Here is an 11597-nt window from a genome sequence, read left to right as displayed (position 1 = left end):
CCTGGTGGCGTCCGCGCATCACCAGAGCACCGGGAACTCCTCGAACCCGCCAGTGATGATCTCCCTGCGCAACTTCAGTTCTTCGGGCGCCACGGCCAGGCGCAGCGCGGGAAAGCGCTGGAAGATCGAACCGAACACCGCCTTGAGTTCCAGCCTGGCCAGCGCCAAGCCCACGCAGTTGTGGGACCCGTAGGAGAACGCCAGGTGCGGGTTTTCGTCACGTCCGATATCGAAGATTTCCGGGTCGTCGAAATGGCTCGGATCGAACGACGTCGCCGGCAGGCCGACCAGCACCTTGCTCTCCGCGCGAACATGCACGCCCGCGATGGTCACGTCGGTCCTCGGATAGCGCATGATGCCGTCCCAGCCGGCGCCCGGCGGGTACATGCGCAGGATTTCCTCCACCGCCTTGTCCACCAGGGATGGATCGCCGACCAGGCGTTCGCGCTGTTGCGGATGGCGGAACATGGCCAGCAGGCCGAATTCGATCTGCGCCACGGTGCTCTCGTGCCCCGCCACCAGCATGCCCGCCGCCAGGCCGATCGCCTCTTCCTCGGTCGCCTTGCCCTGGTCGACCGCCGCGAGCAGATCCGTCAGCACGTTGTCGCCCGGATCCTGGCGCTTGTCCCGCATCTTGCCGCGAATGTAGGCGCGGAGTTCTTCCCAGGCCAAGCGCGACGCGCTTCGCGGGCCGCTTTCATGCTGGTGCGTCATCACCTCGTCGGACAGCCCGGCGAAAAAGGCGTGATCCTCGTAGAGCACGCCCATCAGCGCGCCAATGACCATGGCGGGAAGCGGAAAGGAGAGGTGGCGCCGCAGATCTGCGGGCTGGGGCTGGGCCGCCAGTGTCTCGAACAGCTGCCCCGCGATCGCCTCGACCTGCTGCGCGAGCAGCTTCACCCTGCCGTTGCTGAAGGCTGGCGCCACGATCTTGCGTAACCGCGTATGTTCGCTCCCCTCGTGCGAGACCAGCCATCCTGGCGAACCGAGAATCACCGAATCCGGGGTGAATGCCGCCGGCGGCATTCCCGCGGGCCGGAACGCCGCGTCGGACAACACCGCCTTGGCCTCGTCATAGCCTGTCACCCACCAGCCTTCGTGCCCGGACGGGAAGCGCACGCGGTGGATTGGACCGTTGGCGCGTAGCGCCAACATCTCGGGCGAGGGCTCAATGTGATCGACGCGCCACGTCGGCAGCGTCGGCAAAGGTTGTTCGGACATGGGTGGCAACTTCACTCTATAGCGATGGAAGGGCGGAAGGTGACCGGCGGGCGCTGCGGTAGAGAAGACCTAAGACGGCATGTAGACGACGTCGTCGGAAGGCAGACCGATTATCAGGATCGGCTAACGCTTAACTGTCTAGGCAAACGCGCGGCGAGATGCAGAACGTTATCCTGTACCTTCGAGGTCAGGATAAAGTCGGTGTGGTGGGCCTTTGAGCCGCCGCCGGCCAAGATTTCCTGCGCAAGGGTCGACAAGGGCGGCGAGCTGTTGGGTAAGGCGGTTTCGCCGAGGGCCCCTGTCCATAGATGCTATCCGACGCGGATTTGACATTTTGCTTTTCTTTCTTCGTTCCATTCGTGTCATCCACGAAATGAAAGTCGGTCGGCGGCTCCCGGCCCGCAACGAAGGTGCTTCAAATCTCGTGCCAATTTGGCCGCAGCAGAAAAAAATTGTGGCAGCTTCTCAGCGGCTTAGCCTGAGGCCAGAGAAGAGCTAGGCGAAATAAGCCGGTGTCGCGGGCCAACAAAGGCGACGGAACAGTGTCGGACAGAACGCCTCGGGCGACCTTTAGGTCGGGCCTGCGACATTCTGGTCCAGTTTCGAACATAAGAGGGCGGTAAACAGACACGATTGGGGAATTCGATCCTCACGGCGCCAGGGCGCTTGCCCAAGACCGCGCGCTCATGTTGCTGCGACAGGCGCGTGTTCGCGATAGCCGTGCTGCGCACCCATGAACGCTAGCGGCACACGCTACGACTGGAGTGCCCGCAGCCTCAGGTAGTGCATCGGCTCGGCTTCCGGTTCTTCTTTGCCCAGCCGGGGCTGAAGCGCCGAATATCCGCACCATACAGCATCGTTGTTGCCTGTGTGACGAGGCGGCATAGCGCGCGCCCGATCTTCTAAGACACGGCCTCCGAGAAGAAGGTGCGGTCCAACAGCACCTCTATTTGAAATGGCACGCCGCTTGCTGCTCCTGGTTAGAGCACCATCAAATCACGATGAAAGCGACTTGCACCATGCCCGACGCGCGAAGCTCTAGACAGTGGCCTGAGGAGACGGTGCCCGTTCCCGCTGAACATCGGGACATCGTCTCCTCCGGAAGGCCGTTCTCGGTGGCCGCTTTGCGCATGGCTGGTCCGATGCCGGCACGCCAACACGGGCCGCTCGCGCAAATGCCGTTTACCGGTTCTGTTCAGCATGGGAGTGCCCAAGGGCCCCCTCAAAGGGTCACCCAAGCCAAGGCCGGCGGGTCACTGCCACATATCGACAACACGCTGAACCAGTCCAGTGACCCGAGTCTGCGTGAAGTGACATTTCAGGTCGCCACATGCTTGCGATATTGGCTACTGCCGGCCGCTATCCCTTTTCCCCGGGCACGATCGCGGGTGACCGATCCCGCTTCCGGCGCCATAGCCGTGGAAAGCAAGCGGCTCGACGGTCTCCAGCTCGCTCAGATCGATTGCGTTCGCGTGGCCAAGACCAGCCGCCAAGACGTTCCCATACGTCGGGATGGAAAAGGAAGTTGCGAGCCGCCGAGGCCCTCATTCCGTGCCCGAGCATACGAGCCTTTGCTCGGAATTGCGCCAGCCTATGCCAGAATTCAACGGCAGTTTTCTTCTTTAGGAGCAACTTGATGACAGTTCAAAAGAAAGTTCCCTTCGTCACCTTTCTCACGCGTGTTCACGATAAGTCGGTCGAGGGGCCAAATCCATATCGCTGGGAAGAAAAGACATCTGACGACTACTTTGCCGGCAAGCGCGTCATCCTGTTCTCGCTGCCTGGCGCCTTCACGCCGACCTGCTCGACCTACCAATTGCCCAAGTTCGAAGAGCTCTATGATGAGTTTGAGAAGGAGGGAATTGACGCGATTTACTGCCTCTCAGTCAACGACGCCTTCGTCATGAATGCGTGGGGGAAGTCCTTGGGCCTGAAGCAGGTCGAGCTCATCCCCGATGGCTCAGGCGAGTTCACACGCAAGATGGGCATGCTGGTTGCCAAGGACAATCTCGGATTCGGGATGCGCTCATGGCGTTACGCCGCCCTGATCAACAATGGCGTGGTGGAGCACTGGTTCGAGGAGGAAGGTTTCTCCGACAACTGCGAGGCCGACCCGTATGGCGTCTCATCCCCGCAAAACGTCCTTGAAACGCTGAAAGCCGCCGCATGACCTAGAAAACGTCTCACTGGCGCCATTGCAGGCCCCAAGAGGCTCCTCGACAGGATTATCGCACTCACCATGCAATCTTCAGCAAGCCTGTTTCAGCGCCAGAAGCAATCCATCGTCGCATCGCCTCAACTCATTGAGTCGATTCGCTTGCTGCAACTGGCGCATACCGAACTGCATCAGTTCGTGGAGGGGGAAATCGAGAAGAACCCGCTCTTGGAATCTGCGTCAAACGATGGCGGGCCTTTTGACGATGCTTCGATTTCGGGAGCGGATCAGCCTGTCGGCTTTGGGGCAAACGCCGTTGGAGGTCCGACCGGGGCAGGGTCGCCTGAACGGCTCGGGCAATGGAAATCACTTCGCAACACGACCAACAACCCGCCGGGCAATGGCCCTTCCCTCGACGAGTTTGCCACACTCGCCGAAACATTGCACGACCATGTCGCTCGTCAGATCGCCCTCACTGCGTTCACACCACAGGAGCGGCTGATCGCTGGCCAGCTTGCCGCCGATCTGGAAGACACTGGCTACCTTCGGGCAAACCTTTTGGAGCTGGCCGAGAGCCTAAATGTCCATGAGGCTGTTGTGGAACGGGTTCTCGGAACCTTGCAACAATTTGATCCACCGGGAGTTTTTGCGCGAAGTCTCAGAGAATGCCTCGAGATTCAGTTGCGCCAGCGAAACCGGCTCGACCCAGCAATGGCAGCTTTGGTTGCCCATCTTGAAATGCTTGCGCGACGCGATTTTGAGGCGCTGAAGCAGCATTGCGGCGTCGATGAAGAAGACCTTCTCGACATGATGCATGAGGTTCGTGCGCTCGATCCAAAGCCTGGGAACAGATTCGAATCCGGTGCCTCTGAATCAATCATACCCGACGTCTGGGTCACACCCTCGCCGCAAGGCGGGTGGCAGATCGAACTTGATCCCGCCACGCTGCCGAAGCTGCTGATCAACCAAACCTACTATGCCGAAGTCACGCGTCAGACTGCCCAAAATTCGAAAGATCAAGCATTTCTCGAAGAATGCTTGCAAAACGCGAACTGGCTAATCCGCAGCCTCGATCAGCGCGCCAAGACGATTGTTAAGGTTGCGGCTGAAATCGTGCGTCAGCAGGATGCCTTTTTGGAACATGGCGTCGCCCACCTGCGGCCTCTCAATCTTAGAACCGTCGCTGAAGCGATCGGCGTGCACGAGTCGACGGTAAGCCGGGTGACCTCGAACAAGTACATGCTTACCCCGCGCGGAGTTTTTGAACTGAAGTATTTTTTCACCGTCGCGATCGCGTCCTGCCAAGGCGGCGATGCGCACTCCGCCGAAGCTGTCCGGCATCGGATCAAAACGATCATTGCCGCAGAATCTCCCGGCGACGTGCTTTCCGACGAGGACATCGCTGTCCGGCTGAAGGAAACCGGCATTGATGTTGCGCGCCGCACCGTCACAAAGTATCGCGAAGCAATGAACATCCCCTCCTCCGTACAACGCCGCCGGGAAATGCGCTTGTGTTTTTAGATTTGGGTCAAGGCAGCCAACATCACGTTGCATTGCATCAAAGTGGAGACTTCGTTCATGACCCGATCCGCAGCAGGCGTTATGAACGCTGTTCTGCACGACCCAGAAAAGCCAGTCCCACCGTCTGGCCCGGCATGGGGTGCCGTCATTTCGCTTTCCTTGGGCACCTTCGGGCTGGTCACGGCAGAGTTTCTGCCTGTCAGCCTGCTCACGCCCCTCGCGCATGATCTCGGTATCAGCGAGGGAGCGGCTGGACAGGCGATGACGGCGACAGCTATCGTCGGGGCGATCTCGGCGCCGACGGTGGCCATCATCACAAAGCGCCTGGACCGCAGGACCGTCATGTGGACCATGACGGTCCTGCTGATCCTGTCGGACGTTCTGGCGGCCGGCGCGTGGTCGCTGGCGGTTCTCCTGACTGCACGCGTCGTGCTCGGCATAGCGCTCGGAGGCTTCTGGTCGATGTCGGCAGCACTGGCGATGCGGCTCGTTCCAAGCCACCTCCTGCCTCGCGCTATGTCGACCATCCTCACCGGCGTTTCCGTAGCTACCGTCTGCGCAGCTCCAATCGGCGCTTATGTCGGCGATATCTGGGGATGGCGAAGCGCCTTCATGCTCGCCGCAGCCGGCGGCGTCGCTACACTGCTCGTGCAGCTCATAACCATTCCGAGACTGCCTCCGATTGGAGTGACTAGCGTCCGCAGCCTGCTGGATGTGGCAAAGATTCCGATGGTCAAGGTTGCGCTTTTTGTCATCCTGCTGGTCGCTTCCGGCCACTTCGCCGGAATCACCTATATCCGCGCCTTCCTCGAAAAGATTCCCGCGCTTGACGTCGAGACGATCTCGCTTGTGTTGCTTGCTTTTGGCATCGGCGGATTCTTCGGCAATTTGGCCGGCGGGCTTCTGGCCGAGTACAGTCTCAAGGCAGTCGCGGCCCTTGCACCGCTGCTCATAGGGATAGCGGCTGTTTCGCTACTGACGGCGGGAGCATCGGCCTTCGCCTCGGGGATTGCGGTTGGCGCGTGGGGCTTTGCCTTCGGCGCGGTGCCGGTGGGATTACAGACGTGGATGGTGCGGCGGGCCGTTCCCGAGCAGGCCGAAAGCGCCGGTGTGCTGATGGTCGTAGCATTCCAAGTGGCAATCGCAGCCGGCGCGATTTTCGGCGGGCTATTGGTGGAGAATGCGGGGATCGCCAGCGCCATTGCCTACAGTGCTGTTGCCACGTTCGTCGCTGCCCTCATAGTTTTCCTGCTCGGCCCGAAGCGCGGAACCTAGACCGCCTGACAGGAGAGATCTCAGCAGCGCAGCGGGACGAGAGGTCCAATCGCATGCACGGCGCGGCGCGATCCTCCGCTTGCGGGCGATGCCCCGACGGGAGCGACTGGCTCGCCTTCGATAATGCCTTTACTCTCTTGACGAATGCTCTGGCGGATCGATCTGTCGTATCGTTCGCATACCATCAGCTTGCCTGGCCACTCCACCCTTTGACGCGGTGCCTATCCCTCCGGGGCAGCACGAATGCATTTTCGGCGAGCGTCCTAGCCCTGAACGACCTGATCTTATCCTTGTAGTGCTGGGCGGGTTACGCCCCTTGAACTGAACCCATATTGTGGGCGCACCTGCCGATCCAATTCGCCCTTAATCGTCTCGAAGCGACGTAAACGTACCCGTCGTTGGCTGCAACAAAGTTGCATTCTTCGGCGCAATAACCCTGCTTACTCGAAATGCCCCGCCACCGAGAGGCGGGCATCCGCGCTCCGCCCGGCGTAGTCGTTCATCCACGCAACATTGCAGAACAAAATAGGCATTTCTCAGCCTCTATGGGACGTCATGACGGATTCGATCGAAGGTTCCTATGTCAGACGAGTTGGTTAGTTGAACCGTTTTGACGCGAATTCTAATCGGGCCTAATCCAGCTGGTGAATGGTAGATTGTGGCACAACAGCCTTGGCGATTTCACATAGGTGCTTGTGGTGCGTGAGATAGATGACCTGACCTGTGTTCGCCATCTCCCCAAACAATCTAAAAACTTCCTCCGAGCGAATATGGTCAAAGGTTTCCATGATGTCGTCGGCGATGAAGGGAACCGAGGGCCGGAATTGGGCGAACTCGTAATAACCGGCGAGCCTCAGTGCTAGGTAGAGCTGAAAGCGCGCGCCCTTCGAAAGCGCTTCAGCGAGCTTGGATTGCCCGTCGCGCTGCACCGCGATGAGAACCTCCTCGCCTTTGACGGGCTGGGTTGTAAGGCCTGAATACTGCCCACGGGTCATTAGCTTGAATGCGTCTGATGCACGCGCCATCATCCCCGAACGGTGGTTCTCACGGTAGATCCGCAAAGCATTTCCAGCCGACATGATACCAAGTTTCAGCTCAATGTAGCGAACGGCCTTCTCCTCGATTTCCAACAGGGTTGTGCGCCGTTCGGCATCCAGGCGGGCAACCGCGCTGTCACCGCCGATGGCGTCCAACTTGTCTGCCGCGCGGGTCTGTCGGATCAGCTGTTGCTGGATAGTTTCATCGAACTGGCGAAGCCGCTGCTCGCCCTCAGCCTTCTCGACCGCGAGGCTGTCGAAATCGATCGCGTCCAGGATCGAGCGTGCCTGGTCGAATCCATCGACTGCGAGTTCCGCCACTATCCGCTCCTCAAGTTCGGCGACGGTAGTGCGCAAGCCATCGCGCTCACGCAGCAGCTCGTCGCGTTCGACTACCTCGGACAGAGTGGCGACGCCAAAGACGCCCAGCACTTCATTCTTGCGGCGTTCGTGTGCCGAAATCTCGGTGTCGAGGATTTCGCGCGCCTCCTTGAGGCGCTTCAGCTCGTTGCCGAGGCTTGCCTTCGTTTCACGTGTCCGCTCGGCACGCTCCAGGCGCTCGGCAAGGCGGGTGGCCAACTGCTCCGGCTCGCCATCCTTCGTCGGCTCGTCGGCTTCGACCGCAACGGCGATGACCTCGACCAGAAAATTGGCCCTGTCGGCCTCCATCTTGTCGATACGCAGCTGCAGATCCTCCCGTTCCTGCAGGCTTCTTGACAGTTCGGCCAATTGATCGAGCACAGCGCCAACGCCTGACGCGGACAGACCGCTTTCGAGCCACGTTCCCTTGAGCGCTTCGGTAATGCCGGCCAGCCATTCCTCCTCGCGACGCTCCGCCACCCCTACCGCAACCCGTCGGGCAGCTAGATCCTCTTCTTTGGAACTCACCATCCTGAGCGCCTCGGCATACTCGGCGTCCACCTTGCGCTGCCGGTCCAGAAACAGCTCCGCGATGGCCATGATTGCTTCGAGGGGGTCGCCGGGCTCTGATCCTATGCCGACACTTTCCAGCGCCGCTCTCATTTCCAAGTGTATCTGCTCGCCTGCGTCAGCGGCTCGCTCGGCTTTCAAGCGAGCAAGTTCGATCTGCTCCCAGGCAGCGAGCGCATCGCTGCGCGCCTCGATCTGATCCTCGATCCTTTCGATCAGGCGCTCAGACGAAGGTTCCAGGGCTTCTCCGAGGAGGTCGCTGGCGGCCACACGGATTTCCAACAATTGGGTATCCGCATCCTTGACGAGCTGTTGGCTGTGGATGCCGTTTCGTGACAGGTTGGCCGTGGCCTCGGCCAGGGCACGCGTCATTGCCCGGATCTCGGCCAGATCCGCCGCGCCGGCCAGCCGGCCTGCGCTGGCAACGTCATCGCGCGTCAGTGCCACGGCGAAATCGTCAGCGGTGTCACCAGTCAACACTGCGCGGTGCGTTGCCCACGCATCATCGCGGAGACGGCGGATGGCGGCAGCCGCTTCATCGTCGACAACGTCGACCGAGGCTCGAAGGGCATCCAATCGTGCGGCGAGCATTGCATGGTGGCCCTCGTATTCGGCGAGGCGTTCGGCAAGTACCGCGGTGTTCCTTGCCAGTACTGTCGCTACTGTCTTCCAGGCGGCAATCTGCCCCGCGCTCGGAACCGCAACGTTGACGAGAGCGAGGGCATCTCCGTTCCATGGACGCAAGCGAGCCAGCGATGCCTTCCATCGGATTGTTCCCGCATCTCCCGCCTCGCGAGCCGTCTTGATCTCTGCCTTGTGTCCGCTTGCTCGCGCTTTCGACAAAGCCGAGCCCAGCCTTGCCCTGGCGGGTTCGGGCACCGCCCTTTCCTCGCCGACCCGCTGCCTTGCCACCTGCAACGCATCGAGTGCTGCCGCCGCCTCGTCGCGGGCGGCGCGCGCGCCCGTAGCAATACCGGACCTCTGCTCGACCATAGCGCGAACGACGCCAACTGTGACGGCAGGCAGAAGCAGTGCGGCAGGATCCGGCTCGGAAGACCGGCCCAAGGCGGCAAGGCAGCTTGCCACGGTGTTGTTGAGGATTTGCAGCCCCATCCTGCGAGTGGGCAAGTCAAAGCCAGCCGCGGTATGGCGCACCTTGCCCTCCGCCAGGCTGCGAATGCGTTCGGAAATCGATAGGATCCGTTCGTCCTCGTCGACCGCAGTGACTTTTGCCGACAGCCGCTCGACCTCATCGATGTTTGCGGACAGTCGCGTTCTGAGGCTGGCATCGTCATCGATTAGTTCGGTGACACTTCCCGTCCATGTCCGGGCTGGGGAGGTGATGTCCGGCAGCTGATCCAGCCGGGCAATCTTGCGGCGCATATCCGCCAGCATCGGCGCAGCACGTACGTGACGAGCAATGGTATCCAGCCTGGCCACCAGCACCGCCCGATCGCTGATGGTTCGGCCGTACTGCTGCGATGCATCGAGACGTTCGGCCTCCAGCCCCTCATAGGTCGATGCAAGTGTGTCGATCGCATCCCTGCGCGACTTCACGTCAACAAGGCGCTTCTTCAGCAGCGCCAGTTCGGTGCCATGCGCCTGCTTCCGATACAGCGCGTCTGCTTCGGCCTCGAGGGCGTTCAACGTATCGCTTGCGTTCCCAAGACCGGCGCTGGCCGTGAAGAGGAGCTTGCCGAGGTCGCCCCGCGATTCCAGGATCGATTTTCCGCCGGCTTCCAGCGTCTCGTCATCGAGTGAAAACATAGTCGTGTAAGCGTCACGCGACAGTCCGGCGAGATGCGCCGTGATCGCCACCTCGCTCATCGATTGGCCCGTCGCGTTCAATAGCGAATTAGTACGCTGTTTCGTACGCGTGAACGTGTGCTCGGAGCCGGCCAGTTCCAGAACCCCACCGATGCGCATGGCGCTGTACTCATGCAGGAAGTTGTAGCGGCTCCGTTCCTCGATGCCGAACAGCAAATCTAGATAGGCGGAAAGCGCTGTCGATTTGCCGGCCTCATTCAGGCCAAACACGATATGCAGATCAGGTCCGGATTCCGGTTTGGGTCCGAAGTCGATCGTACCATCGGTGAACTTTCCATAGCGAATGAGGTCAAGGCGCTGCAGCCTCATGACGCTCCACCGGACTTAAGGCGGGAAGTCACCAAGTCTGCGCCCTTGGAAAGCACCTGATCGAGGAACCGTTCCAGCCCGGCTTCGTCCTTCCCAGCAAAATCCCGTCCGTCGGCCGGAAGGTCGGCGACCATCCTTTGGACGAACGCCCTCGCCTCGGCGCGGAAGGCATCCGAGGTGGCATCGGCGCGCATGGATTGCTCGAGTTCGAAAATCGGATCAGCAATATCCTCGGCCGTCTCCGCCCGAGGTGGCGCGAGGTCAAGCTCGAGCTTCTCCACCCACGTATGGCCTAGCTGTTCCGCAGCCTGTTCGGCTTCGGCAAGAAGGAGATCTCTGTCGCGGATCAGCGCCCATAACAATGGTGATGTTCCTGTTAGGCCAACGCGGGCCACAGCATGACGCGACCGGACGGCGGCCCGCATCTCTTCGAGTGCGTTTCGAACACGCGCGACGGCCTCGGACCACTCCACTGCTCCCGTAAGGTCGACGCTGACCCTTTCGAACTGCGCAACGCTGGTCAGCCTTTCCTCGATCTGCACCGAACGGTCGTCTCGCACCGTCACAAGGGTGACTGATTTCTCGCCGGCCTCGTTGATATCCCTCCCCTGCGGTATTCCCGGCATCACCACCGTGCTTGCGCCGGAATGGACTTGGCGAAGATGAATGTGGCCAAGCCCCCAATAGTCGAAACCGTGGGCGTGCAGGTCAGCGATGCTGCAGGGCGCGTAAACGTCGTGACCGGGCGATCCGGCCAGACTGGTATGCATGATGCCAATATTGACGGCTCCTTCGCGAGCAGCCGGATATTTGGGCAGCAGGCTGTCCGGCGCCTTAGGGTTCGCAAAGCTCAAACCATGGAAAACGACGTCCACACCGCCGGCTGTCTGCAATACCGACTGAGCACGACCGCCAAAAATGGGCACGGTGTCAGGAAACACCAGCTGTTTGGAAATCCGCGACAGGGCGTCATGATTGCCGCGGATCTTGAAAACCCTGATGCCGGCCTGGTGCAGGCGTGTCATCTGCGCTGCCAGGAACCGCGCCGTCTTCATCGAGGTTTGATCACCATCGTATAGGTCGCCGGCTATTACCAACGCATCCACGCGTTCCTCTAGGCAGAGATCCACTATCGAAACGAATGCCTGGCGGCTGGCGTCGCCCACGAGCCCGGCAAGATCGGGATTACGCATCGCGAGCGAACGCAGCGGCGAGTCGAGATGAATATCGGCCGTGTGTACGAATCGAAATGCCATTCGGCCTCCGCCAGCAAAAGAGGTGTTCCGAGCTTCAACAGAGATTGCAACGAGGGCTCTACAATG

Annotated in this window: 6 protein-coding genes; 3 read left to right on the top strand and 3 right to left on the bottom strand. The window is 60.6% G+C overall.

The features are described from left to right. Positions 1 to 18: 18 nt before the first annotated feature. Complete coding sequence (locus tag NKJ77_RS26635) at positions 19 to 1221, bottom strand: cytochrome P450 (protein ID WP_352535968.1); 1203 nt, start codon at positions 1219 to 1221, stop codon at positions 19 to 21. Positions 1222 to 2857: 1636 nt separating this feature from the next. Here NKJ77_RS26635 and NKJ77_RS26630 point away from each other — a divergent pair. The 3 genes from NKJ77_RS26630 to NKJ77_RS26620 all read left to right on the top strand — a co-directional run bounded on the left by NKJ77_RS26630 (position 2858) and on the right by NKJ77_RS26620 (position 6172). Next, positions 2858 to 3391, top strand: a complete 534-nt coding sequence (locus NKJ77_RS26630; protein WP_023698264.1) for a peroxiredoxin — start codon at positions 2858 to 2860, stop codon at positions 3389 to 3391. A 69-nt stretch (positions 3392 to 3460) separates the two neighbouring features. Further along, positions 3461 to 4897, top strand: a complete 1437-nt coding sequence (gene rpoN, locus NKJ77_RS26625) for an RNA polymerase factor sigma-54 (protein ID WP_352535967.1) — start codon at positions 3461 to 3463, stop codon at positions 4895 to 4897. A gap of 57 nt (positions 4898 to 4954) precedes the next feature. Next, positions 4955 to 6172 carry an MFS transporter gene (locus tag NKJ77_RS26620; RefSeq protein ID WP_352535966.1) on the top strand — a complete coding sequence of 406 codons (1218 nt, stop codon included), beginning with the start codon at positions 4955 to 4957 and terminating at the stop codon, positions 6170 to 6172. 632 nt (positions 6173 to 6804) lie between these two features. On the opposite strand, the gene NKJ77_RS26615 is transcribed toward NKJ77_RS26620, so the two are convergent. Both NKJ77_RS26615 and NKJ77_RS26610 read right to left on the bottom strand, forming a co-directional pair. Further along, entirely contained in the window at positions 6805 to 10275 is a 3471-nt protein-coding gene (locus tag NKJ77_RS26615; protein ID WP_352535965.1) for an AAA family ATPase, read from the bottom strand. Continuing rightward, positions 10272 to 11531, bottom strand: coding sequence for a metallophosphoesterase family protein (locus NKJ77_RS26610; protein WP_352535964.1), 1260 nt, complete (start codon positions 11529 to 11531; stop codon positions 10272 to 10274). Before NKJ77_RS26610 ends, NKJ77_RS26615 begins: the two co-directional genes overlap by 4 nt. Positions 11532 to 11597 lie beyond the last annotated feature (66 nt).

The organism is Mesorhizobium sp. M0052, assembly GCF_040323255.1.
In the GTDB taxonomy this organism is placed as follows: domain Bacteria; phylum Pseudomonadota; class Alphaproteobacteria; order Rhizobiales; family Rhizobiaceae; genus Mesorhizobium.
This window is presented reverse-complemented; position numbering and strand designations above follow the sequence as displayed.